This is a genomic window from Micromonospora desertarenae, assembly GCF_056150265.1.
Genome location: NZ_JAXCFQ010000003.1, coordinates 40,314 through 64,306, shown reverse-complemented (window position 1 = coordinate 64,306; position 23,993 = coordinate 40,314). Strand labels below are relative to the sequence as shown.

The following is a 23,993-nucleotide window of genomic DNA, read 5'->3' as shown; positions in this document are numbered from 1 at the left end:
CGCCGGGGGCCGGGCGGGCTCGGCCCGGGCTGCGGAGTACCGGGCGGCCGATAGACTCTCCGGTCATGAGTGTTGAACAGGACACGGCCGCCCCGGGCCGGCTGCTGGCCACCGTGCGCGGTCCGCAGGACGTCAAGCGGATGTCCGCCGAGGAACTAGACGTCCTCGCCGCCGAGATCCGCGACTTCCTGATCGCGAAGGTCTCCCGCACCGGCGGGCACGTCGGGCCCAACCTCGGTGTGGTGGAACTGACCCTGGCCATGCACCGGGTCTTCGACTCCCCCCGGGACCGGCTCCTGTTCGACACCGGCCACCAGGCGTACGTGCACAAGATCCTGACCGGGCGGCAGGCCGGCTTCGACCGGCTGCGCCAGCGCGGCGGGCTCTCCGGCTACCCCAGCCAGGCGGAGAGCGAGCACGACCTGATCGAGAACTCGCACGCCTCCACCGCCCTCTCCTACGCCGACGGCCTGGCCAAGGCGTACGCGCTGCGGGGCGAGTCGCGCAGCGTGGTGGCGGTGGTCGGCGACGGCGCGCTGACCGGCGGCATGTGCTGGGAGGCGCTGAACAACATCGCCACCAGCGGCAACCCGCTGGTGATCGTGGTCAACGACAACGGCCGGTCGTACTCGCCGACCATCGGCGGGCTGGCCGACCACCTCTCCTCGCTGCGGCTCAACCCCGGCTACGAGAAGGTGCTGGACACCGTCAAGGACGCGCTCGGCTCCACCCCGCTGGTCGGCAAGCCGATGTACGAGGTGCTGCACGCGGTCAAGAAGGGCATCAAGGACGCGGTCGCCCCGCAGGCGATGTTCGAGGACCTCGGCATCAAGTACGTCGGCCCGGTGGACGGGCACGACGTGTCGGCGGTCGAGTCGTCGCTGCGCGCGGCGAAGAACTTCGGCGGCCCGGTGATCGTGCACGCGGTCACCCGCAAGGGCTACGGCTACCGGCCGGCCGAGGAGGACGAGGCGGACTGCCTGCACGGCCCCGGCGGCGCCTTCGACATCGAGACCGGCAAGCTGGTCGCCGCCCCGTCGGTGAAGTGGACCCACGTCTTCGCCGAGGAGCTGGTCGCGATCGCCGACGAGCGGCCCGACGTGGTCGGCATCACCGCCGCCATGGCCGAGCCGACCGGCATCGCCTCGCTGGCCCGCAAGTACCCGGAGCGCACCTACGACGTGGGCATCGCCGAGCAGCACGCGGCCACCTCGGCCGCCGGGCTGGCGCTGGGCGGGCTGCACCCGGTGGTGGCGGTCTACGCGACCTTCCTCAACCGCGCCTTCGACCAGGTCCTGCTGGACGTGGCGATGCACAAGCTGCCGGTCACCTTCGTGCTGGACCGGGCCGGGATCACCGGCCCGGACGGCCCCAGCCACTACGGCATCTGGGACATGTCGGTCTTCGGGGTGGTGCCCGGGCTGCGGATCGCCGCGCCCCGGGACGCCGCCACCCTCCGCGAGGAACTGCGCGAGGCGGTGGCCGTCGACGACGGCCCGACCGTGGTGCGTTTCCCGACCGGCACCGTGGCCGCCGACCTGCCGGCCGTGCGCCGGGTCGGGTCGGTCGACGTGCTGGCCGAGTCGGCGCGTACCGACGTGCTGCTGGTCGCGGTCGGCGCGTTCGGCCAGCTGGGCATGGAGGTGGCCGCCCGGGTCGCCGAGCAGGGCTACGGGGTCACCGTGGTCGACCCGCGCTGGGTCCGCCCGATCCCGGCCGAGCTGGTCGAGCTGGCCGCCGGGCACCGCCTCGTGGTCACCGTCGAGGACGGCGTGCGGGTCGGCGGTGTCGGCGACGCGCTCGCCCAGGCGATGCGGGACGCCGACGTCCGGGTGCCGCTGCGCGACCTCGGCGTACCGGCCGACTGGCACCCGCACGGCACCCGGGCGCAGATCCTGGCCGACCTCGGCCTGACCGCGCAGGACGTGGCCCGCGACGTCACCGGCTGGATCTCCCGGCTCGACGTCGAGCCGGTGGAGCCGGTCCGGCTCTCCGCCGACGACGCGGCCGCGTCGAACTGAGCGTTCACCGACGGCGGGCGGCCCCGGGTCACCGGGACGCCCGCCGTCGCCGTCGCTGCGGGCCGGCCGTGCTGCTCGACCGGCAACGCGGCGAGAGCGCTCCGTCACCCGCCTCCCGGCGCCGCGGAGCCGGCGTGGGTCAGCGGCCGCCGACCGAGCGGTAGTGCGTCTTGCCCGACCCGGCCAGGCTGAACGTCTCCGTGCGCGCCGGCTCCGGCACCACGGTGAGCCCCGGCCGGTCCACCAGCCGCGGGGTGCCCGGGGGCACCGACAGCGAGCTGTCCCGGGTGGCCCGCCAGCTCAGCACCACCAGCGGCTGCCCCGGCACCGGCAGCAGGTACGTCTGCAACGGGCTGGCCTGGTCGGCGGGGGAGACCACGGCGGGACCGCCGTCGGCCGGCCGGTAGACCACCGCGGTCATCGGGCCGGTGGCGGTCTCCCAGCTCAGCTGCTGGAGCTCGGCCGGCTCGCCGCCGCCGAGGGCCACCTCGCCGAGGGTGCGGACGGCGACCTTCTCCATCGGCCAGGACGACGGCACCGAGCGCGGCGCGTCCCGGTCGCCGATCCGCCGGGGGATGCTGCCGAACGGGCCCTCCTCGCCGGCCAGCGCGCAGGTGTCCAGGCCGGCCAGCGCGCGCTTGCCCGACCCGCTCTCGTCGCGGACCAGCGGGTAGCGCGGATCGGCGGTGCCGGTGCCCAGGTCGAGCAGCCGCTCGGCGGCCCGGCCCCGGGGCAGCGACTCGGTGGAGCGCAGCGTGGCGGTCACCGCCACCGCCCGGCAGGCCGGCACGTCGACCGGCTCGGTGAGGCCGTCGGTGCTGGTCAACGCCTTGCCGTTCGGGCCGAGCAGGCGTTGCACCCGGGCCGAGGTGAGGTAGCGCCGGCCGGCGGGAGTCTGCACCGGGAGCACGTCGGAGTAGACGAGGTAGCCGGGGTCGGTGTACTCGGTGGCCCGGGTGACCGCGTACCGGTCGCCGTCGCGGGTGAGTTGCAGCAGCCAGGAGGCGCTCTCGCCGGGCACGTCCGCGGCCACCAGGGCGAGCGGCGCGCCGTCCACCTCGCCGGCGAAGAGGATGCCCGAGGTGGGCAGGTGCACCCGGTCGTCGACCGGTGACCGCCAGTCGCGTACCGCCGCGGTCACCGCCGCGGTCACCGCGGCGTCGCCGGCCAGCGCGCCGCGCGGCGGCCAGACGGTGAGCGAGCCGTCCCGGCTGTCGTAGCCCACCCGCAGCTCGCGGGGCTGCTGCCGGTCGGCGACCGGGCCGCAGGCCGTGGCGGTCAGCAGCAGGGTCAGCAGTGCGGTGGCCGTCATGCCGCGCCGGCGGACTGGAGCCACCTGTACGCCCCCTCGGTCGAGCTGCCGTCGTGAAAGCGCCATAGTACGAGATGTCCGGTCAGCCGGACGCGGCGGCTCGCACCCCGTCCCACCGCCGCCAGCCGAGCCACCACAAGGGACCTCGCGGTGGCTTTGGGGACATTTTCCCGCTCCGGTAGACTCCGCCGACTGTGACGCCTGCCGAGACCCGCGCCGAGTCCTCGCCGGAATCCGACGCCACCACCGCGTCCGATCCGGTGACCGCCGGCGGCGGCACGGCGAACGGTCACGCCGCCCCGGACGGCGCGCCGGCCCCGAACGGGGCGACCCGCGCCGGGGTCGACACCCTGCCGGCGCCGTCCACCCCGGACCCGGTCACCACCGCCGACCCGGTCACCACCGAGCCGGTCACGGCGCCCGCCGGCCCCGCCGAGCCGGAGCCCGCCGCCGAGCCGGCACGGCCCACGGTCGAGCCGGCGCGGCCCGCTGCCCCGTCGGTGGAGCCCGACGGCGCGGCGTCCGGCGGCGCGGCGCCCCGGCCCCGGTGGTGGCGCCGCCGCCGCACCGACCTCGCCGTGTTCGGGCTCTTCCTGCTCACCGCGCTCTGGGTGACCAGCCAGATCTGGGTGGACCCGGCCGGCCGGGTCGCCCCGCTCTACAGCAGCGACCCGGCCCAGGTGCAGTTCTTCCTCGCCCACTCGGTGCGGGTGGTGCTGCACGGCGAGTTCCCGTTCTTCACCGAGCAGTTCAACTACCCCGACGGCGTGAACCTGATGGCGAACACCGCCATCCTCGCGCTGGGCATCCCGATGGTGCCGGTGACCCTGCTCTTCGGCCCCGCGGTGACCTTCGTGGTGCTGGTCACCCTCGGCCTCGCCGGCACCGCCGCCGCCTGGTACGTGATGCTCCGCCGGCACGTCGTACAGACCCCGCTGGCCGCGGTGGTCGGCGGCTGGTTCTGCGGGTTCTCGCCGGCCATGCTCTCGCACGCCGGCTGGCACCCGAACATCATCAGCCAGTTCCTGCTGCCGTTCATCGTCTGGCGGGTACTGGTGCTCACCCGGTCCCGGCGGCCGGTCCGCGACGGCGTGCTGCTGGCCCTGATGGTCACCGCGCAGGCGTTCATCAACGAGGAGATCCTGCTCTTCACCGCGCTGGCCTGCGGGGTCTTCCTGCTCGCCGTGCTGGTCCAGCGGCCGGCGCTCTGGTCGGCGGCGTGGCGGCCGCTCGGCGCGGGCCTGGCGGTCTGCGCGGTGCTCGCCGGCGCGCTGCTGGCGTACCCGCTCTACATCCAGTTCGGCGGGCCGATGGCGTACCACGGCCTGAGCGACGCGGTGCGCGACTACGGCAACGACATCGCCGCCTTCTTCGCCCCCGGCTCGCCCACCATCGGCGGCAACCAGCGGGCCAACGTCAACCTGGCCCCTAACTACTCGGAGGAGAACGCCTTCTTCGGCTGGAGCCTGTCGCTGCTCGCCGTCGGCATCGTGCTCTGGCTGCGCCGCGAGCCGCTGGTCCGCGCGCTCGCCGCGACCGGGGTGTTCTTCGCCGTGCTCTCCCTCGGCGAGCGGGTGTCCTGGTGGGACCGGGAGCTGTTCACCGGGCCGTGGGAGTGGCTGGTCCGGCTGCCGCTGCTCGACGCGGTGGTGCCCACCCGGTTCGGGCTGATCACCAGCGTGGTGATCGGCGTGCTGCTGGCGCTCGCCGTCGAGCGGGCCCGGTCGCTGCCGCTGGACCGGCGCACCGTACGGACGCTCACCGTCGCCGGGCTGGTGCTGGCGCTGCTGCCGATCGCGCCGATGCCGCTGCACATGACCTCCCGCCCGCCGGTGCCCGACTTCATCACCGAGGACCGCTGGCGCGGCTACGTCGGGCCGGACCAGACCCTGGTGCCGATCCCGGTGCCGAGCATGGGCAACACGCACGGGATGCGCTGGGCGGCGTCGACCAACCTGGACTTCAAGATTCCCGGCGGCTACTTCCTCGCCCCGCGCAACGGCAACACCGGTGACCCGGGTCGCTTCGGCGGCCGCCCCAGCGGGTTGGGGCAGCTGCTGGAGGAGGTGGCGACCACCGGGCGTACCCCCAAACTGGACGATCGGCAGCGCCGCCGGTCGCTGGACGAGCTGCGGCACTGGCGGGCGGCGATCCTGGTCCTGCCGGTCCGCCAGCACCACGCGGAGCCGCTGCGGCGTACCGTCGAGCAGCTGGTCGGCCCCGGCCGCCGCGAGCTGGACGTCTGGGTCTGGGACGTGCGGGCGCTGACCGACCAGCCGGCCTGATGGCGGTCGGCACCACCACCGCACCCGCCGACGCCCCGCCCGCCCGGCGGCGCCGCTGGCCGGTCCGCCCGCCGGACCTGCTGGTGGTCGCCGGCTACCTCGCCCTGGCGGTGCTGCTCACCAGCGGTCAGTGGGGTCGCCCGGAGCGGCTGTTCCACCAGGCCGGCGACCAGGTCCTGTTCGAGTGGATGCTGGCCCGCGCCGCCCGGTCGGTGGTCGGGCTGGAGAACCCGCTGCACAGCACGGCGCTGAACGCCCCGGACGGGGTGAACCTGATGGCCAACACCTCGGTGCTCGGCCTGGGCCTGCCGCTGACCCCGGTCACCCTGCTCTTCGGTTCGCAGGCCGCCTTCCTCACCGCCGTCGTCTGCTGCCTGGCCGGCACCGCGACCGCCTGGTACGTGCTGCTGCGCCGCCGGCTGGTCGACTCCCGGCTGGCCGCCGCCGTCGGCGGGCTCTGCTGCGGCTTCGCCCCCGGCATGGTGGCCCAGGCCGGGGCGCACCTGCACATGGCGGCGCAGTTCCTGGTGCCGCTGATCCTGGCGCTGGTGTTCCGGCCGGCGCCCGACCGGGTCTGGCGCTCCGGCGCGCTGCTCGGCCTGACCGTCACCTACCAGGTCTTCCTCGGCGAGGAGGTGCTGGTCTTCGTGGCCCTGGCGGCCGGCGTGTTCGTGGTCGCGTACGCGCTGGCCGACCGGGCGGCGGCCCGTCGGCTGGCGCCCGCGCTGTGCGGCCGGATCGGGGTCGGCGCGGCGGTCGCGGTGGTGCTGCTGGCGTACCCGCTGTGGTTCCAGTTCTTCGGCCCCGGCCACTACCGGGGGATGCCCTTCCACGCGTACGGCTACCAGTTGGACGCCGCCTCGTTCACCGCGTCGGCCCGGCAGACCGTGCTCGGCGACGACTACCTGCCCGGCCTGCTGTCGCCGAACCCCACCGAGGAGAACTCGTTCTTCGGCCCGGGGCTGCTGGTGCTCGCCGTGGTGGTCACCGTCTGGCTGTGGCGCCGGCCGCTGGTGCGGGCGTTGGCCGTCTGCGGCGTGCTGTTCGCCCTGCTCTCGCTCGGCGAGCAGATCCGGCTGGACGGCACCCCGACCGGTATCCCCGGCCCGTACCGGCTGGTCTCCGGGCTGCCGCTGCTGGACCTGGCGGTGCCGGCCCGGTTGTCGCTGGTCTGCGTACCGGTGCTGGGCATCCTGCTCGCCCTCTCGCTGGACCGGGTCCGGTCGCTGCGGCCGGCGGCCACCCCCGGCGACGGTCCGGCGGTCGGGGTGCCGGTGCGGCTGCTCTGGACCGGCGCGGTCGCCGCCGCGCTGCTCCCGCTGACCCCGACGCCGATCCGGACCGTGCCGGCGTGGCCGGTGCCGCCGTACGTGGCCGAGGGCGGCTGGCGGGCGTCGGTGCCGGCGGGCCGCACAGTGGTGCCGGTGCCGCCGGTGACCGGCGCCGGCCTGAGCCCGGCGATGTTCTGGTCGGCCCGGACCGGGCTGGCCTTCGACGCGCCGGGCGGCTACTTCATCGGCCCCCGGTCCGCCGACGACCCGACCGCGCGCTGGGGCGCCCCGGACCGGCCCACCTCGGTGCTGCTGCGGCGGGTGGCCGAGACCGGCGAGGTGCCGGTGGTCACCGACGCCGACCGCCGCCAGGCGGTCGAGGACCTGCGGCACTGGCGGGCGGCGGTGGTGGTCCAGGGCGGACTGCACCGGGGTGACCCGGTGCGCCGCACGGTGGACCAGCTGCTCGGCCCCGGCCGGGAGATCGCCGGCGCCTGGGTCTGGGACGTGCGTGCTCTCGTCGGCTGACCGGGCGGCACCCGCCGGCCGGCCGTGCCCCGCGCCCGGCCGGCGGGAGCTGACCGTAGCCGATCCGCGGCACCGTCTGCGGGGTGCCGATCGGCGGGCCGGCCGGGCGGGGTTCAGCGGGCCGGGACAGCTCGCCGCGGTGGACGCGCGGCGGGCGGCCGGCCGTCAGGGCACCAGCGGGCGGACGTCCCAGAGCCACACGTCGTCGACCCGCTGCGGCGGGCCGAGCAGCGCCGTCATCAGCTCCCGCAGCACCGCCTCGCGCGGATGGGCGCCGAGCACCACCACCGACGCGTTCCAGAAGCGCAGGTCCTCGACCGCCTGGCGGCGGTTCTCCTCGGTCAGCGCCGGCAACGCTCCCTTGTCCATCGTGGAGTAGATCAGGCTGCTGGTCGGCCGGTTCGGCGCGCCGAACACCCCCTCACCCAGCTCGTTCGGGCCGATGAAGTAGCCGCCGGGGATCGGGAAGGCGTGCTGGGTCAGCGCGCTCCAGCGCAGCGTGGGCAGGCCGTGCACGTTGCTCGGGATCGGCACCGGCACCAGGGTGCGGCCGTCGGGCACGTACGGGCGCCAGCCACCGGCGGTGATGAAGTGCGGCGGCGGGTCGACCGGCTGCGCCGGCAGCGGACGCGGGACGAGCGGCAGCACCGCCAGCGCGATGGCGGCGTAGCCGACCGGCCGGATCCAGCGGCGGCGCGGGCGGGCCGGGGCGTCCGCCTCGTCGGCGCGCTGTGCGGGCACCGGCGGACGGCCCGCGCCGGAGGCCGCCTCCCAGGCCAGCGCGAGCAGCACGCCGACCGCTGCCACCACCACCAGGGCCAACCGGGTCGGCATCATCATCTCGACCAGCGGCAGGTCGTCCGGGATGTACGCCCACGGGCCGTCCGTCGCCGTCTCCACCCCGTCGTACCGCACCTTCGGGCCGATCGCGGCCACCGCGAAGACCACCACCAGCACGGCGAGGATCCGGGCGGCGAACCAGCGGCGGACCAGCAGCACCAGCGCCACCAGCGACAGCAGCACCAGCGGCCAGCCGAACCAGGTGTTCTGCTCGGTCAGCCCGATGGTCTGCTCCACCGCCTCGTCACCGGCGATGGTGTCCCGGGGGAAGGTGACGAAGGCCTTGAGGTCCTCGCCCCAGTTGTGGAACACCCCGCCCTGCAGGCCGCGGTAGGACTGCGGGCCGTTGAACTGGAACCAGATCGGGTACGCGGTGAGCAGCAGCGCCAGCCCGCCGCCGACGCCGAGGGCGGCGGCGAAGGTGCCGGCCACCGCCCACGCCCGGCGCGGCCGCATGACCGCGTACGCCACCACCACGACCAGGCAGGCCAGGGCGGTGAGCAGCAGCATCTCCTCGTTGATGAAGATCTGGTACGCCACCAGCAGGCCGAGCACGACGCCGTTGCGCCGCCAGCGGCCCGGCTCGCCCAGCCGCAGCACCCGCACCACGATCAGCGGCAGCAGGAAGTTGGAGACGAAGTTGGGCTGGCCGTTGGCGTGGTGCACGATGCCGGGCGCGAAGCCGAGGAACGCGCCGCCGACGAAGGCCGCCGCCCGGGAGCGCACCAGGTGCCGGGAGAGCGCCCAGTACGCCGTGCCCGCGGTCGCCGCCAGCGCCGCGCCCAGGTAGAGCGCGTACACCACCTGCGGGCCGAGCAGCATGGTCAGCGGCGCCAGCGGCAGCGTCACCCCGAGCAGCGAGGTGTTCGCCATCATGTTCACCCCGTCCGGGGCGTTCTGGCGGGTGGTGAAGAGCGGGTTCTCCAGGTGCCGCACCGAGTACGCGCCGTGCGAGAAGAGCCACTCGAACCAGCTGTGGTCGGTGGGCAGGTGCGAGGAGACCCGGTGCTGCACGTCCACCCAGTAGTTGAGGCAGACGAGCACGCCGAGCGCCAGGTAGGCGGCCACGGCCAGCACGTCGGCGCGGGCCGGCCGCCAGCGGGTACGCCGGGACGGCGGCGCCGCGACTGGGTCGGCGACTCGGGTCGGTACGGGGTCTACCATCGGCGCAGCCACGACGCGCCATCGTACAGGCGTGATGCGTCGCATTTGCCGGCCCGGTACGGCCACGGCCGGTTTGCCGGACGGACGCGGGCCGACGGGGAGGACGACGTGACGCTGATCGACCTCGGTGAGCTGCGCGACCCGCCGGAGCCCGAACGGTCCCGGCCGGTCCGCCGGCCGCTCCGGCCGGCCGGTCGTCCACTGCGGAGCGCCGTGGTGCTGGCGTTGGTGCTGGCCACGGCGGCCGGAGCGACGCCGCCGCCGGCCCGCGTCGCGGCCGTCGTGCCGGGCTCCGCCGCCGCGGACGCCTTCGTCGCCGGCGGCCGGCTCTACGTCGCGCAGCCCGCCGAAGGGGTCACCGACGGCACCCGTGACCTGGTCGCCTACCCGCTCCCCGAGCGAGCGACGGCCACCCCGCAGCGACCCGCCCCGCTGTGGCGGGTGCCGCTGCCGGGGGCCGGACAGCTCTGGGGGCTCGAGGTGCACGACGGCCTGTTGCTGCTCTCCGCGGCCGGGCTCAACGGCTTCCGGGGCGGCGACACCATGGTCTTCGACGCCGACACCGGGCGGCTGCGCTGGCGGCAGCCCGGCCTGGCCCGGCTGGACGCCGCCGGGCGGCTGCTGCTGGAGACCGGCGGCCTGGACAGCCCGGGCCGGGTCCGGTCGGTGGACCTCGCCTCGGGCCGGGCCCTGTGGTCGCTGCCGGTCCCGCCGGAGGGGGTGAGCTACCAGGGCCGCGACGGCCTGATCGAGCAGCTCGTGCTGGTGCCGGCCGACGGCGCGGTCGAGGTCTACGACGCCGGCACCGGCGCCCGGCTGCGCCGGGAGGAGCTGCCCGCCCTGCCGGCCTCGACGGACCGCCAGGTCGTGGGGGACCTGCTGGTGGCCATCGACCGCCAGACGGGCCGGGTGGCCGGGTACGAACTGGACGGGCTGCGGCGGCGCTGGGAGGTGGACCTTCCGCTGACCGCCTACCTCCACCCGTGCGGCGACCTGCTCTGCGCCGCCGGCCGGACCGGCGGGATCCGGGCGCTCGACCCGGCCACCGGCCAGGAGCGCTGGGCCGACGCGGGCTGGACCGGCCTGCTGCCCGAGCGGGACGGCCGGATGCTCGGGTTCACGACCACCTCGTCCGGGACGGACCGGGTGGTGGTGGTCGACGTGGCGACCGGCCGGCAACTCGCCGACCTCGGCGCCTGGCAGCTGGTGCCGTCCCGGACGGCGGAGCAACGGGTTGTCGGGACCCGGCCGGCACCGGGCGGCGGGCTGCTGGTCGCCGAACTGGACGCCGCCACCGGCCGGGCGCGGGGGCACGACGTGCTCCGGGACGTGGCGGGGGACTGCCAGGTCGACGGGGACCTGATCCTCTGTCGTCGACTGCGCGACGGCTTCCTGGTGCGGCGGCTGCCCGGATGACCGGCGACGTGGTCATCGACCTGGGGGAACGGCCACGCGGCCCCGAGCCCGAGCCCGAGCCCGCCGGCGGCCGGCCCCGGCCGCCGGCCCGCTGGTGGCGGGTGGCGCTGCCGCTCCTGCTCGCCCTGGGCACGCTCACCGCCGGGGCGGCCCCACCGGCGGGCCCGCCGACGGTGAGCGTGCCCGCGACCGATCCGGCGGACTTCCTCCTGCTCGGTGACCGGCTGCTGGTCCTGCAGGGGCTGCTGCCGGCCGACGGCGCCGCCCGGGAACTGGTCGCGTACCGGCTGCCGGACGGGGAACCGCTCTGGCGCCGGGCGCTGCCGGACGACGACGTCCCGATGGGGCTGACCGTGCACGACGACCTGCTCCTGGTCAGCACCGCGTCGTCCGCCGGCGACGACGCGTCCACCAGCGCCCTCACCCTGGACGCCGGCGAGCTGCGGTGGCAGCGACCGGGCCGGGCCCTGGCCGTGGCGGGCGGCGGGGTGCTGCTGGAGACGCACCGACCCGGCCCGGGGCAGACGGTCCGGGCGGTCGACCCGGCCACCGGGGCGCCCGGCTGGGCCGTGCCGGTGTCCGCGGAGGGCTTCGCCGCCTACCGGTACGGCGGCGGGGGCGTGGACCTGGTCGCCGCGGTCTCGCCCGCGGGTCGGGTGGAGCTGTACGACCCGCGAACCGGCGCCCGGCTCGGCGCGGCCGACCTGCCGCGGATCGGCCACGCCGGGCACCGCTACCTGGAGCTGGTCGGCGACGTGCTGCTGGTCGGCGACGGGACCGGCGGGATCGCCGGCTACGACGTGCCGTCGCTGCGCCGGCGCTGGACGCTGCCCCCCGACCCGCAGACGGGCTGGGCCAGCCCGTGCGGGCCGGGGGTCTGCCTGCACCAGCCCGACGCCGGGGTGCGGGTGGTCGACCCGGAGACCGGCCGGACCCGCTGGGCCGACCCGCGCTGGTCGCACCTGGCGCCGGTCGGTGACCGGCTGCTCGCCGAGAGCGGCCGGCCGGACGACCGGGAGGACCGGCCGCTGGCGGTGCTCGATCCGGCGACCGGCCGGGTGCTCGGTGAGCTGGGCCGCTGGCAGGCGCTCTGGGAGTGGCCGGCGGGCCAGCCGCGCTACGGCCTGCGCCGGCTGGCGGACGGCCGGATGCTCCTGGCCGAGCTGGACCTCCCCGCCGCCCGGACCCGGGTGCTCACCGTGCTGCCCGGCTGGGCACGGCGGTGCGGCGCGCAGTCCGGCATGCTGGTCTGCCAGGCGCCGGGGAACACCCTGCGGATCTGGCGGCTGCGGTGAGTCACCAGTTGGCCTGCGCCGGGGCCGGCGGCAGCGGCACCCCGGGCGGGCGGACCACGTAGGTGACGCCGCCGCTGCCCGCCTGCCAGACCGCCTCGAACCGGCTCCGGTCCACGGTGCGGCGCACCCCTTCGTCGTCCGGCGCGTACGGGTCGTTGAGCACCGGGTCGCCCGCCGTGGTGAAGCCGACCAGCACCATCAGGTGCCCCCGGGTGTCGTAGTCCAGTCCCGGCACCTCGCCGGCCCGGAAGGCGGCGGAGACGATCAGCGGGATGCCGGCGGCGACGAACGCCTCCGCCTCGGTGAGCGAGCGCAGCCGGGTGACGAAGGCGTCCATCCCGTGCAGGCCCGCGTAGGCGGTGTTGAACGGCCAGTTCCCGGCCCCGGCGTAGGCGTGGTCGTAGCAGTGCCGGGCGGCGTGCACCACCACCGGGCGCGGGCCGGGCGGGCGCACCCAGGCGTACCGCTCGGGCACCGGGGCGGCGCCCCAGAAGGCGAGCACCATCGAGGTGCAGGTGGGGCTGCACCAGGAGTCGCCGCCGCCACCCCACCGCGGGTGCTCGCCGGCGTGCAGCCGCTGGGAGTACCGGGGCACGTCGAGCACGGTGCCCCAGCCCGGCCGCCGGTCGGGCGCGCCGGCCGCCGCCACCGGGACCGGGTGGACGCCGTCCGGGCCCGGGGCGCCCGGGCCGCCCGCCGGTGGCCGGACCGCGGCGGCGACCGGCCGGCCGGAGGCCATCGCGCCGACCGAGCGCAGCACCGGACCCTCGGTGCCACCGACCGGCCGGAACAGGGTCACCCGGGCCTGCCAGCCGGTGACCGTCGCTTCGCCCACGACGAGCGTGTCGGTCTCCACCCGGGCGTCGCCGTCGCGCTGCCCGGGCACCGAGGTGCGCCGCACGGTCGCGTCGTCGGCCGCCCAGTCGGCGAGCAGGTACCAGCCGGTGGCCGGCCGGTCGTCGTGCCAGCCGCGCAGTTCGACCCGGAGCCAGCAGCCGGCCGGGCTGTCGGCGGTCCAGGACGGCACCACCTCGTGCACGGCGAAGCCCACCGGGACCGGTGGGGTGGTCCAGCTGCCCCACTCGTACACCGCTGTGCTGCCGTCCGGGAGCCGGTGCTCCCGGCGGCCGGCCGGTTCGGCCAGTGCCAGGCCCCCGGCCTCCGCGCGCACCCCGGCCGCCGTCCCGGCGGCCAGGTCGCCGGGCAGCCGGAAGCCCTGGTAGGCGATGTCCCGCCGGGCCGCCGCGTCGGTCATGACAGCTCCGTCCGTTCCGTAGATTCCCGCCAGCAGCATTACGTACGACGAAGGTTTTCTGCAATGGCGGCCGGCCGGGACGGCGCGGGACGCTGGTTTGGCGGCCGGCACTAGGTTGTCGGGTGGTCAGCGGCGAGGAGGACCGGGGATGCGGGTGCTGGTGGTCGAGGACGAGCGGAACCTCGCGGACGCGATCGCGCGCGGGTTGCGCCGGCGCGGCATGGCGGTGGATGTCGCCTACGACGGCGACAGCGGCCACGAAATGGCCTTCGTCACCCGCTACGACGTGGTGGTGCTCGACCGCGACCTGCCCGGGATGCACGGCGACCAGATCTGCGCCGAGCTGGCCGCCTCCGGCACGCTGACCCGGGTGCTGATGCTGACCGCCAGCGGCACGGTGGCCGACCGGGTGGAGGGGTTGCAGCTCGGTGCGGACGACTACCTGCCCAAGCCGTTCGCCTTCGACGAGCTGGTGGCCCGGGTGCAGGCGCTCGGCCGGCGGGCCACCCCGGCCGCGCCGCCGGTGCTGTCCCTGGCCGACCTGGTGCTCGACCCGGCCCGCCGGGTGGTCACCCGCGGCGGCGTCCCGGTCGACCTGACCAACAAGGAGTTCGGCGTGCTGTGCGAGCTGCTCAAGGCGCGGGGCGCGGTGGTCTCCAGCGAGGAGCTGCTGGAGCGGGTCTGGGACGCCAACACCGACCCGTTCACCACCATCGTCCGGGTCACCGTGATGACCCTGCGCAAGAAGCTCGGCGACCCGCCGCTGATCGAGACGGTGGTCGGCGCCGGCTACCGCACCGCCGAGGTGGCACCGTGAGCGCCCGGAGCGAGGTGGGGCCACGCGCGGCGCAGTCGCGGGCCGAGGGCGGCGCCGCCACCCGGCGGTCGCGGCTGCGGCCCACCCTGCGGCTGCGGCTGACCCTGCTCAACGGTGTGCTGCTGGTCGGTGCCGGGGCGATCCTGGTGCTGCTGGCCTGGCTGCTGGTCCGCGACGCGCTGCGCCCGACCGACGAGCTGCTCCCCGGCACCACCGTGGTGCTGGCCGACGGCCGGACCCTGGATGCCGCGCAGTGGCAGCGGCAGCTGGTGGACGCGGCGTCCGCGGAGCTGCTGGCCAAGGGGCTGGTCGCGCTGCTGGCGATCAGCGTGGTCGGGGTGGCCGGGGCGTACGCGGTGGCCGGACGCGCGCTGCGGCCGCTGCACCAGGTCACCGCCACCGCGCAGCGGCTCGGCGAGGCCACCCTGGACCAGCGGATCGGCTACTCGGGCGCGGACGACGAGGTGGCCGAGCTGGCCAAGACGTTCGACGCCATGCTGGACCGGATCGCCGCCGCGTTCGAGGCGCAGAAGCGGTTCGTCGCGAACGCCTCGCACGAGCTGCGCACCCCCCTCGCGGTGATGCGTACCGAGATCGACGTGACGCTCAGCGACGACGAGGCGGACACCGCCGAGTACCGGCGGATGGCCACCGTGGTCCGGGACGCCTCCGAGCGGGCCAACGGGCTGGTCGACGCGCTGCTGGTGCTGGCCCGCAGCGAGGCGCAGGCCGGCCGCCGGCTCGGCCGGCGTACCGAGTGCGACCTCGCCGCCGGCACCGCCAACGCCCTGTCGGCGGTACGCCGGGAGGTGGAGCGGATCGGCCTGCGGGTGCAGACCTCGCTGGAGTCGGCGCCGGTGGTCGGCGATCCCGGGCTGCTGGACCGGCTGGCCGGCAACCTGGTGGAGAACGCGGTCCGCTACAACCACCTGCACGGCCGGCTCTGGGTGCGCACCGGCTCGGACGGCTGCCGGTCCTGGCTGGTGGTGGGGAACACCGGGTTCGAGGTGGATCCGGCCGACGTGCCGGGGCTGTTCGAGCCGTTCCGCCGCGGCGGCCGGGAGCGCACCGGCGCCCGCGGCTCCGGCCTCGGGCTCTCCATCGTCCGCGCGGTCTGCGACGCGCACGGCGGCACCGTGCAGGCCGTCGCCCAGCCCGGCGGCGGCCTGGAGGTGACGGTGACGCTGCCGGCGGCGGACGCCGCCCCGGCGGTGACCGCCGAGGAACACGCCGGGCCGCCGGGCGGACGCTGACCAGGGGTTGCGGCCGCCGTCGGGCGGATGGAAAGATCACCTCGTCAGCCTGGGATCGGAGGGGGGTGCGTCGAATGTCCATCGTCATGACGTCCGCGCCCCGGCTCGCCGGCTGACGCTCACGCACACGGGGCGCCTCGACCACGGAGGCTTCCCCCGTGTTCCCACGGATACACAACATCAGTTTCGACTGCCACGACACCTACGCCCTCGCCGGCTTCTGGTCGGCCGTGCTGGGCTACGCCCGGCACGCCGACGACGTCCCCGGTGACCCGGAGGCGGTGCTGCTGCCACCGGAGGGCGCCGGACCGCACGTGTTCTTCCAGCGGGTGCCCGAGACCAAGGCGGTGAAGAACCGGGTGCACGTCTGCCTGGAGCCGGCCGGCCGGACCCGGGACGAGGAGGTCGACCGGGTGCTCGGGCTCGGCGCCGTCCTGGTGGACGACCGGCGGCGCGCCGACGGCACCGGCTGGGTGGTGCTCGCCGACCCGGAGGGCAACGAGTTCTGCGTCCTGCGCGGCGCGGCGGAGCGGGCGGGTACATCCGACATGGAGGAACAGCAGTGAGCGCACGGATCCACAACATCGGCATCGACTGCCGCGACACCTACGCCCTGGCCGGTTTCTGGGCGCAGGTCTTCGAGTGCCCCCGCCAGCCCGACGACTTCCCCGGTGACCCGGAGGCGATGCTGCTGCCGCCGGGCGGGCCGGAGGTCCTCTTCCTGGCCGTACCCGAGGGCAAGGTGGTGAAGAACCGGCTGCACCTCGACCTGGAGCCGACCGACCGGACCCGGGACGAGGAGGTCGAGCGGCTGCTCGGCATCGGCGCCACCCGGGTCGCCGACGAGCGCCGGCCGGACGGCTCGGGCTGGGTGGTGCTGGCCGACCCGGAGGGCAACGAGTTCTGCGTGCTGCGCAGCGCCGCGGAGCGGGCCGCCGCGGCGCCCGTCACCCCGGCCGGCGAGGCGCCGTCGGCCTGATCCGGGTACGACGCGGGCCGGGCCCCACCACCTCGGTGGCGGGGCCCGGCCCGGCGTGGTCACGGCCTCAGGAGCGCTGCTCGATCTGGCCGCGCATGCCGACGAACTCGGCCTTCGCCTTGTCCGCGGAGGAGAAGAAGATCACGATCATGCCGACGCTGCCCTTGTCGGCCCAGACGCAGACGCCCAGCTCCACCGCGTCGGTCTTGCCGTCGCCGCAGCGCGCGTCGCCGCCGAGCGGGCCCGGGTCGACGTCGGCCATGTTGCTGACCGCCAGTTTGGCGGAGAGGCCGTTGACCGCGTCGTCGAGCTCCTTCTTCGGGTCCGCGATCAGACCGGACGCGGCGGCGACCATGACCAGGTCCTGCTTGGCCGGGTCGCCGTAGAAGGCGCCGATGGCGCTGGTCTCGTTCTGCACCGTCGACTTCATCTCGCTGACCATCTGCTCGGAGAGCGAGGCGAGTTCGGTGTCGGTGATCTGCGGGCGGCCGGCCAGGGTGGCCGGGGCGACCACCCGGGTCTTCGCGGCGTCCACGGCGTCGCCCACGTCGTCCTTGACCGCGAACCAGGTGACGGCGGCACCGCCGAGGCAGAGCACCAGCACCACGGCCAGCACGATCAGCACGATCTTGCCGGCGCCGGACTTCTTCTTCGGCGGCGGGCCGGCCGGGGGGTACGCCTGGCCGGGCTGGGCGGGCGGGTAGCCACCCTGCGGCGGGTAGCCACCGGACTGCTGCGGCGGGTAACCGCCGGACTGCTGCGGCGGGTAGCCGCCGGACTGCTGGGACGGGTAACCGCCCTGCTGCGGCGCCGGGTAGCCCCCGGGCTGCGGGGAGGAGGGGTAGCCCCCGGACGGGGGCGGGTACGAGCCGTGGTCCCCGTAGGGACTGGCCGGCGGCTGGGACATCAGTCAGCTCCAGATGTGTCGAGGTCGTGGCGATCCTAGTTACGCCGATCAAGACAGGGCCGCCCGCCTCCCGGCAGGGGTGACGAAGACGACCGCGGTGGCCGATCGCGTCCAATGGGGACGCGACCGACCACCGCGGTCGCGGGGGAGCGGGGTGGATCAGGCGGGCAGGCTGGCGACCCCGCGCGGCAGGAACCGCCGGCCGGTGACCCGCTCGCTGGTGCCGGTGCGGTCCAGGTACGGCGTCACGCCGCCCAGGTGGAACGGCCAGCCGGCACCGAGGATCATGCACAGGTCGATGTCCTGCGCCTCGGCCACCACGCCCTCGTCGAGCATCAGCCGGATCTCCTCGGCCAGCGCGTCGAGCGCGTTCTGCCGCACCTGCTCGGCGGTCAGCGGCTGGTCGCCGACCACCAGCAACTTGGCCACCTCGGCGTTGATCTCGTCGTCCACCACGATCGGCTGGCCGGAGTCGGCGAACCGCTTGAGGTTCTCGCTGACCCCGAACCGGTCCGGGAACGCGCCGTGCAGGGTGCCGCCGACGTGGTACGCCACGGCCGGCCCGACCAGCTGGAGCAGGGCGAGCGGGCGCATCGGCAGGCCCAGCGGGTCCAGCGCGCTGTTCGCCACGTCCAGCGGGGTGCCCTGGTCGACGGCCGCGAAGACCGTGCCGAGGAAGCGGGTGAGCAGCCGGTTGACCACGAACGCCGGGGCGTCCTTCACCAGCACGCTCGACTTCTTCAGCTGCTTGCCGACCGCGAACGCGGTCGCCAGGGTGGCGTCGTCGGTCCGCTCGCCGCGGACGATCTCCAGCAGCGGCAGCACCGCGACCGGGTTGAAGAAGTGGAAGCCGACCACCCGCTCCGGGTGCTCCAGCTCCTCGGCCATGGCCGTGATCGAGAGGCTGGAGGTGTTGGTCGCGAGCACCGCCTCCGGCTTGACGATCTTCTCCAGCTCGGCCCAGACCTGCTTCTTGACGTTCAGGTCCTCGAAGACCGCCTCGATGACGAAGTCGGCGTCGGCGAAGACGGACTTGTCGACCGAGCCGCTGACCAGGCCGTACAGCTTGGCCGCGGTGCCCTTGTCCATCCGGCCCTTGCTGACCGCCTTCTCGATCTGGGCGTGCACGTAGCCCACGCCCTTGTCGACCCGGGCCTGGTCCAGGTCGGTCATGACGACCGGCACCTGGAGGCGACGGGCGAACAGCAGCGCGAGCTGGCTGGCCATCAGGCCGGCGCCGACGATGCCGACCTTGGTGACCGGGCGGGCCAGGCCCTTGTCCGGCGCGCCGGCCGGCCGCTTGGCCCGCCGCTGCACCAGGTCGAAGGCGTACAGGCCGCTGCGCAGCTCCTCGGAGAAGATCAGGTCGGCGAGCGCCTCGTCCTCGGCCGCGGTGCCGGTGGCGAAGTCCGCGTCCTTCGCCGTCTCCAGCAGGTCCAGCGCCTTGTACGCGGCCGGGACCGCGCCGTGCAGCCGCTGGTCGAGGGTCTGCCGGGCGAAGTAGAGCACGCCCGCCCACATGTCCTTGTCGACCTCGGGCCGGGTCACCGTGATGTCGCCGCGGACCACGCCGGCGGCCCACTCCAACGACCGCTCCAGGAAGTCGGCCGGCTCCAGCAGCACGTCCGCGACGCCCATCTCGGCGGCCTGCTTCGGCTTGAGCATCTTGTTCTGCATCAGCGGGTTCTGGATGATCACCTGGGTCGCCGCCGGGATGCCGATCAGGTTCGGCAGCAGCTGGGTGCCGCCCCAGCCGGGCACCAGGCCGAGCGAGACCTCGGGCAGGGCCAGCGCCGCGGCACCACCGGAGAGGGTCCGGTAGTGGCAGTGCAGGGCCAGCTCGAGCCCGCCGCCCATCGCCGCGCCGTTGACGAACGCGAAGGTGGGGATCTGGCTGTCCTTGAGCCGGGCGAAGACCCGGTGGCCGAGCCGGCCGATCTCCAGCGCCTGCTCGCGGTCGGCCAGCGCCGGCAGGCCGACGATGTCGGCGCCGACGCAGAAGACGTACGGCTTGCCGGTGACCGCGATGAACGCCGGGTTCGCCGCCAGCGCGGCGGTGATCGCCTCGTCCAGGCTGGTCAGGCCGCCCGGGCCGAAGGTGTTCGGCTTGGTGTGGTCGAAGCCGTTGTCCAGGGTGATCAGGGCGGCCGGCCGGTCCAGCCCCGGTACGTTCACCTGGCGCAGCAGCGCCTTGGTGACGACCTCGTTCGGTGCCGCGAGCGCGCTCACTTGTTGCCCTCCCAGTGGGGGTTCTCCCAGATCACGGTGCCGCCCATGCCGATGCCGATGCACATGGCGGTGAGGCCGTAGCGGACCTCGGGGTGCTCGGCGAACTGCCGGGCGAGCTGGGTCATCAGCCGTACGCCCGAGGAGGCCAGCGGGTGGCCGATGGCGATCGCGCCGCCCCACGGGTTGACCCGCGGGTCGTCGTCGGCGATGCCGAAGTGGTCGAGGAAGGCGAGCACCTGCACGGCGAACGCCTCGTTCAGCTCGAACAGGCCGATGTCGTCGATGGTCAGGCCGGCGATGCGCAGCGCCTTCTCGGTCGACGGGATCGGGCCGACGCCCATCACCTCGGGCTCGACCCCGACGAAGCCGTACGACACCAGCCGCATGGCGACCGGCAGGCCCAGCTCGCGGGCGGTCTCCTCGGCGGCCAGCAGGCTGGCGGTGGCGCCGTCGTTCAGGCCGGCCGCGTTGCCCGCGGTCACCTTGCCGTGCGGGCGGAACGGGGTCTTCAGGGTGGCGAGCTTCTCCATCGAGGTGTCCCGCGGCGCCTCGTCCACCGTGGCCAGCCCCCAGCCGGCCTCCGGGTCGCGAACCGCGACGGGCACCAGGTCGGGCTGGAGCTTGCCGTTGGCGTACGCCTTCGCGGTCTTCTGCTGCGAGGCGAGCGCGAACGCGTCGGTGCGCTCCTTGGTGATGTGCGGGACCCGGTCGTGCAGGTTCTCCGCGGTCGCGCCCATGACCAGCGCGGACGGGTCGACCAGCTTCTCGGCGATGATCCGCGGGTTCGGGTCGACGCCCTCGCCCATCGGGTGGCGGCCCATGTGCTCCACGCCGCCGGCGATGGCGATGTCGTAGGCACCCATGGCGATGCCGCCGGCGACGGTGGTCACCGCGGTCATCGCGCCGGCGCACATCCGGTCGATCGCGAAGCCGGGGACGGTCTTGGGCAGGCCGGCCAGCAGGGCGGCGGTCCGGCCGATGGTGAGGCCCTGGTCGCCGATCTGGGTGGTGGCGGCGATGGCGACCTCCTCGACCCGCTCCGGCGGCAGCTGCGGGTTGCGGCGCAGCAGCTCGCGGATGCAGCGGATCACCAGGTCGTCGGCGCGGGTGTTGGCGTACATGCCACCCGCCTTGCCGAACGGGGTGCGGACGCCGTCGACGAAGACGACATCGCGAACTTCACGGGGCACTTGAGCCTCCTTTTCGACCATGATCCGGTCGCCGCGCCGCCGGACGGCGCGCGGCCGGATGAAGGTCGCCGGCACGGGCGTGGTCCCTCGGATGCTACTCGCCAGTAACCAAACCCGACACCACCCCCCCTGTGGCCCACCCCACACCCACCCCACACCCACCCCCGCCCACCCTCCACGCGTCCCCTCCCGCCCCTAGCTCCCGTTGATCATGAGGTTGACGGCGGAGTCGATCTCCACGACTGCCGCCAACCTCATGATCACCGCGGGCTGGGGGTGGGTGGGGGGTGGGTGGGGGTGGGTGTGGGGGAGGGGTGGTGGGGGTTAGGGGGTGGGGGGTGGGTCTTGGAGGGCTTCGGTTAGGGCGGGGAGGAGGAGGCGGATCTGCCACTCGCGGGCGTTGAAGCCGCGCAGTGTGTCCGCCACCGTCTGGTCGGTGACCTCCTCGGGCGGGACCCAGGCCAGCCGGCGCACCGAGTCGGGGGCGATCAGGTTCTCCGGCGGCAGGTTGTGCTCGCCGGCGATCCGGGTGACCACCTCCCGGCACCGAACCAGCCGGGCCGCCGCCACCGGGTCCCGTTCCGCCCAGCGGTGCGGCGGCGGCGGACCCTCGGCGGCCGGCGCCACCGGCAGCGCGTCGTCCGGCAACTGGCGGGCGTCGTCCAGCGCCGCCAGCCAGGTGCGGGCCAGCCGGCGTACCGAGCGGCCGCCGAAGCCGGGCAGGGTGAGCAGGGTCTGCTCGTCCTTCGGGTCCAGCTCGGCCGCCGCGATGATGGCCGAGTCGGGCAGCACCCGGCCCGGGGCCGCGTCCCGCCGGGCCGCGATCTGGTCCCGGGCGTACCACATCGAGCGGACCCGGGCCTGCGCCCGCGCGCCGCGGACCCGGTGGATGCCGGAGGTGCGCCGCCAGGGTTCGGCGCGCACCCGCGGTGGCCGGGCGCCGGTGCGCACCAGCGCGGCGAACTCCTCGGCCGCCCACTCGCTCTTGCCCTGCCGGGTCAGCTCCGCGTCGAGCGCGTCGCGCAGGTCGGTCAGCAGTTCCACGTCGAGCGCGGCGTAGGTCAGCCAGGACTCCGGCAGCGGCCGGGTCGACCAGTCGGCTGCCGAGTGGTGCTTCTCCAGGCTGAATCCGAGTAGCTGCTCGGTCAGTGCGGCCAGGCCGACCCGCTCGAATCCGGCCAGCCGGGCGGCCAGTTCCGTGTCGAAGAGCCGGCGCGGGCGCAACCCGAGCTCGGCCAGGCAGGGCAGGTCCTGGCTGGCCGCGTGCAGCACCCATTCGGCCTCGCCGATGACCTCGTCGAGGGCGGTCAGGTCGGGCAGCGGCAGCGGGTCGACCAGCGCGGTGCCGGCGCCGGCCCGGCGCAGCTGGACCAGGTAGGCGCGCTGGCTGTAGCGGTAGCCCGAGGCGCGCTCGGCGTCCAGGGCGACCGGGCCGGTGCCCGCGGCGAAACGGGCCACGACCTCGTCAAGCTCGCGCTCGGTGGCCACCGGCGCAGGGGTGCCCTCCCGCGGAGCGGTCAGCGGTACGGGCCCGCCGGCGGTCGGGTCGGCTGCCACGTCCGCCGGCTCCGGCCGGGCCGGCGGCGGGTCGTGCGGTGCGTTTCCCGTACGGCTTTCGGCGGCCCGACGGCGCAGGGGTGGTTCGTCGGTCACCTGACAACCCTAGTGCGCCAACAGATGCCACGGGTGCAGCCGGGGTCCGGCGTGTGTCGGTCAGGTGACCCTCGGGTGTCCCGCCGGGCCGGACATCGGGGAAGACAAACCCCGATCGCGCAGGTACGGTCCATCCGGCCGGCCCGCTGGTGCGCATTCCCAGCCGGGGCGGCGGCCACAGGGGGCGGCTACGGGGAGGGCGTGGCGAACATGACTGCGGGCTACGGGTCGGGGGGCACCGGACCGGGGGCGGGCGACGGCTCGGGCGGCGCACCGCCGGACGGGAGCTACGGCCGGCCCGGCCCACTGCCGCCCCGGGTGGAGCCGCCCCGGCCGCCCGCGGGGTACCCGGCGGGTCAGCCGGCCGGGGCCGGTTGGTCCCCGCCGCAGCAGGGGCAGTGGGGCCAGCCCGCGGGCGCGGCCGCCGCGCCGGCCTACCCGCCGGCCAGCGCGCCACCGGCCGCCCACCCGCCGGCCGCGCCCGGCCATCCGCCGGCCCCCACCCCGGGCGCCCGGCCACCCGCCGCGCCCGGTCAACCGGCCGCGGGCGGCGCGCCGGCCTACCCGCCGGCCGGCCCGGGCCAGCCGCCCGCCGCCGGACCGAGCTATCCGCCGGCCAGCGGGTCGAGCTACCCGCCGGCGACGGCGTCGAGTTTCCCGCCGGCCTCCGGATCGGGCTTCCCGCCGGCCGGGGCGTCGGGCTTCCCGCCGGCCGGGGACGGCTGGCCGGGAGCCGGGCCGGCCGCCCCGGCGGCACCCCCGCGGGGCCGCTGGCGCACCATCGTGGTCGCGCTGGTGGCGGCCGTGCTGGCGGTGGTGACCATCGTGCAGGCGATCCAGCTCAAGGGGCTCTCCGACCGGCTCGACGACACCGGCCGCCGGCTGGACACCGCCCAGGCCACCGACGGCACCCGGCTCGACGGGCTGGAGCAGCGGACGGAGGCGCTGGAGAAGCAGGCCGGCGCCGCGTTCAACCCGGAGGCGGTGGCCAGCGCCGTGCTGCCCAGCGTGTTCCGGGTGAGGGCCGGTCAGTTCACCGGCACCGCGTTCGCGATCGGCAAGCCGGCCGCCGGCGGCGGCACGAACCTGTTCACCAACTTCCACGTGGTGGAGGCGGTCTGGGACGGCGGTGGCCGGGAGGTCTTCCTGGAGCGCACCGACCAGCGGTTCCCCGCCACCATCGTCAAGGTCGACGAGGCCAACGACATCGCCCACCTGCGCACCACCAGCAAGTTCACCGGCCTGGTGGCGGCGTCCACCGCTGTGAAGTCCGGCCAGCAGATCGTCGTGGTCGGCGCCCCGCTCGGGCTGGAGGACAGCGTCACCACCGGCGTGGTGAGCGCGTTCCGCAAGGCCGAGGGTGGCGACGGCCCGGTGATCCAGTTCGACGCGCCGATCAACCCCGGCAACTCGGGCGGCCCGGTGGTCAACGGCAGCAAGCAGGTGGTCGGCATCGCCACGGCCAAGGCCCGGGACGCCGAGGGCATCGGGCTCGCCGTACCGATCAAGACTGCCTGCGACGGCTTCAAGATCTGCTGACCCCTGGTCAGCCACCGACCCGTACCGACCCGGTCCGGC

Annotated in this window: 17 protein-coding genes; 10 read left to right on the top strand and 7 right to left on the bottom strand. The window is 75.3% G+C overall.

Annotated features, from left to right (window positions below):
- The first annotated feature begins 65 nt into the window (after positions 1-65).
- Positions 66-2,021 carry a 1-deoxy-D-xylulose-5-phosphate synthase gene (gene dxs / locus SM577_RS06235; RefSeq protein WP_474580284.1) on the top strand — a complete coding sequence of 652 codons (1,956 nt, stop codon included), beginning with the start codon at positions 66-68 and terminating at the stop codon, positions 2,019-2,021.
- Positions 2,022-2,160: 139 nt separating this feature from the next.
- Here dxs and SM577_RS06230 read toward each other — a convergent pair whose 3' ends face one another.
- A complete protein-coding gene (locus SM577_RS06230; RefSeq protein ID WP_302917554.1) occupies positions 2,161-3,357 on the bottom strand; it encodes a hypothetical protein in 1,197 nt (398 codons plus the stop codon).
- A 326-nt stretch (positions 3,358-3,683) separates the two neighbouring features.
- On the opposite strand from SM577_RS06230, the gene SM577_RS06225 reads away from it, so the two are divergent.
- Together SM577_RS06225 and SM577_RS06220 are read left to right on the top strand one after the other, a co-directional pair.
- Positions 3,684-5,618 carry a DUF6311 domain-containing protein gene (locus SM577_RS06225; RefSeq protein WP_474586636.1) on the top strand — a complete coding sequence of 645 codons (1,935 nt, stop codon included), beginning with the start codon at positions 3,684-3,686 and terminating at the stop codon, positions 5,616-5,618.
- A complete protein-coding gene (locus SM577_RS06220; RefSeq protein WP_302917552.1) occupies positions 5,618-7,417 on the top strand; it encodes a DUF6311 domain-containing protein in 1,800 nt (599 codons plus the stop codon). The genes SM577_RS06225 and SM577_RS06220 overlap by 1 nt, the downstream gene beginning before the upstream one ends.
- 165 nt (positions 7,418-7,582) lie before the next feature.
- Here the strand turns inward: SM577_RS06220 and SM577_RS06215 are convergent, their stop codons facing one another.
- A complete protein-coding gene (locus SM577_RS06215) occupies positions 7,583-9,421 on the bottom strand; it encodes a DUF6311 domain-containing protein (protein ID WP_474586635.1) in 1,839 nt (612 codons plus the stop codon).
- 108 nt (positions 9,422-9,529) lie between these two features.
- Between SM577_RS06215 and SM577_RS06210 the strand changes: the two genes are divergently transcribed.
- Together SM577_RS06210 and SM577_RS06205 are read left to right on the top strand one after the other, a co-directional pair.
- Positions 9,530-10,837, top strand: coding sequence for an outer membrane protein assembly factor BamB family protein (locus SM577_RS06210; protein WP_474586470.1), 1,308 nt, complete (start codon positions 9,530-9,532; stop codon positions 10,835-10,837).
- The gene (locus SM577_RS06205; protein WP_474586469.1) at positions 10,834-12,132 is read left to right on the top strand and encodes an outer membrane protein assembly factor BamB family protein; all 1,299 of its coding nucleotides are present in this window, start codon (positions 10,834-10,836) and stop codon (positions 12,130-12,132) included. Before SM577_RS06210 ends, SM577_RS06205 begins: the two co-directional genes overlap by 4 nt.
- Position 12,133: 1 nt before the next feature.
- Here the strand turns inward: SM577_RS06205 and SM577_RS06200 are convergent, their stop codons facing one another.
- The gene (locus SM577_RS06200) at positions 12,134-13,387 is read right to left on the bottom strand and encodes a peptidase C39 family protein (RefSeq protein ID WP_474586468.1); all 1,254 of its coding nucleotides are present in this window, start codon (positions 13,385-13,387) and stop codon (positions 12,134-12,136) included.
- A gap of 148 nt (positions 13,388-13,535) precedes the next feature.
- Between SM577_RS06200 and SM577_RS06195 the strand changes: the two genes are divergently transcribed.
- The 4 genes from SM577_RS06195 to SM577_RS06180 all read left to right on the top strand — a co-directional run bounded on the left by SM577_RS06195 (position 13,536) and on the right by SM577_RS06180 (position 16,436).
- Complete coding sequence (locus SM577_RS06195) at positions 13,536-14,204, top strand: response regulator transcription factor (RefSeq protein ID WP_302917548.1); 669 nt, start codon at positions 13,536-13,538, stop codon at positions 14,202-14,204.
- Positions 14,205-14,278: 74 nt separating this feature from the next.
- Positions 14,279-15,457, top strand: coding sequence for a sensor histidine kinase (locus SM577_RS06190; protein WP_302918701.1), 1,179 nt, complete (start codon positions 14,279-14,281; stop codon positions 15,455-15,457).
- Between the two features lie 158 nt (positions 15,458-15,615).
- A complete protein-coding gene (locus SM577_RS06185; RefSeq protein ID WP_474586467.1) occupies positions 15,616-16,023 on the top strand; it encodes a VOC family protein in 408 nt (135 codons plus the stop codon).
- Positions 16,020-16,436 carry a VOC family protein gene (locus tag SM577_RS06180; RefSeq protein WP_302917546.1) on the top strand — a complete coding sequence of 139 codons (417 nt, stop codon included), beginning with the start codon at positions 16,020-16,022 and terminating at the stop codon, positions 16,434-16,436. The genes SM577_RS06185 and SM577_RS06180 overlap by 4 nt, the downstream gene beginning before the upstream one ends.
- A gap of 67 nt (positions 16,437-16,503) precedes the next feature.
- On the opposite strand, the gene SM577_RS06175 is transcribed toward SM577_RS06180, so the two are convergent.
- The 4 genes from SM577_RS06175 to SM577_RS06160 form a co-directional block, all read right to left on the bottom strand.
- Entirely contained in the window at positions 16,504-17,343 is an 840-nt protein-coding gene (locus tag SM577_RS06175) for a DUF3824 domain-containing protein (protein ID WP_474586466.1), read from the bottom strand.
- Between the two features lie 159 nt (positions 17,344-17,502).
- Positions 17,503-19,572, bottom strand: coding sequence for a 3-hydroxyacyl-CoA dehydrogenase NAD-binding domain-containing protein (locus SM577_RS06170; RefSeq protein ID WP_474586465.1), 2,070 nt, complete (start codon positions 19,570-19,572; stop codon positions 17,503-17,505).
- Positions 19,569-20,762, bottom strand: a complete 1,194-nt coding sequence (locus SM577_RS06165) for a thiolase family protein (protein ID WP_302917543.1) — start codon at positions 20,760-20,762, stop codon at positions 19,569-19,571. Before SM577_RS06165 ends, SM577_RS06170 begins: the two co-directional genes overlap by 4 nt.
- Positions 20,763-21,086: 324 nt before the next feature.
- Complete coding sequence (locus SM577_RS06160; protein WP_474580275.1) at positions 21,087-22,415, bottom strand: HRDC domain-containing protein; 1,329 nt, start codon at positions 22,413-22,415, stop codon at positions 21,087-21,089.
- A 210-nt stretch (positions 22,416-22,625) separates the two neighbouring features.
- Between SM577_RS06160 and SM577_RS06155 the strand changes: the two genes are divergently transcribed.
- On the top strand, positions 22,626-23,954 hold the full coding sequence (locus tag SM577_RS06155; protein ID WP_474586634.1) for a S1C family serine protease: 1,329 nt from the start codon (positions 22,626-22,628) through the stop codon (positions 23,952-23,954).
- Positions 23,955-23,993 lie beyond the last annotated feature (39 nt).

Excerpts from the sequence above, each read along its gene's own strand:
- SM577_RS06215 (WP_474586635.1), bottom strand. The coding sequence starts at position 9,421 with ATGGTAGACCCCGTACCGACCCGAGTCGCCGACCCAGTCGCGGCGCCG.
- SM577_RS06155 (WP_474586634.1), top strand. The coding sequence starts at position 22,626 with ATGACTGCGGGCTACGGGTCGGGGGGCACCGGACCGGGGGCGGGCGAC.
- SM577_RS06200 (WP_474586468.1), bottom strand. The coding sequence starts at position 13,387 with ATGACCGACGCGGCGGCCCGGCGGGACATCGCCTACCAGGGCTTCCGG.
- SM577_RS06195 (WP_302917548.1), top strand. The coding sequence starts at position 13,536 with ATGCGGGTGCTGGTGGTCGAGGACGAGCGGAACCTCGCGGACGCGATC.
- SM577_RS06220 (WP_302917552.1), top strand. The coding sequence starts at position 5,618 with ATGGCGGTCGGCACCACCACCGCACCCGCCGACGCCCCGCCCGCCCGG.
- SM577_RS06205 (WP_474586469.1), top strand. The coding sequence starts at position 10,834 with ATGACCGGCGACGTGGTCATCGACCTGGGGGAACGGCCACGCGGCCCC.
- SM577_RS06175 (WP_474586466.1), bottom strand. The coding sequence starts at position 17,343 with ATGTCCCAGCCGCCGGCCAGTCCCTACGGGGACCACGGCTCGTACCCG.
- dxs (WP_474580284.1), top strand. The coding sequence starts at position 66 with ATGAGTGTTGAACAGGACACGGCCGCCCCGGGCCGGCTGCTGGCCACC.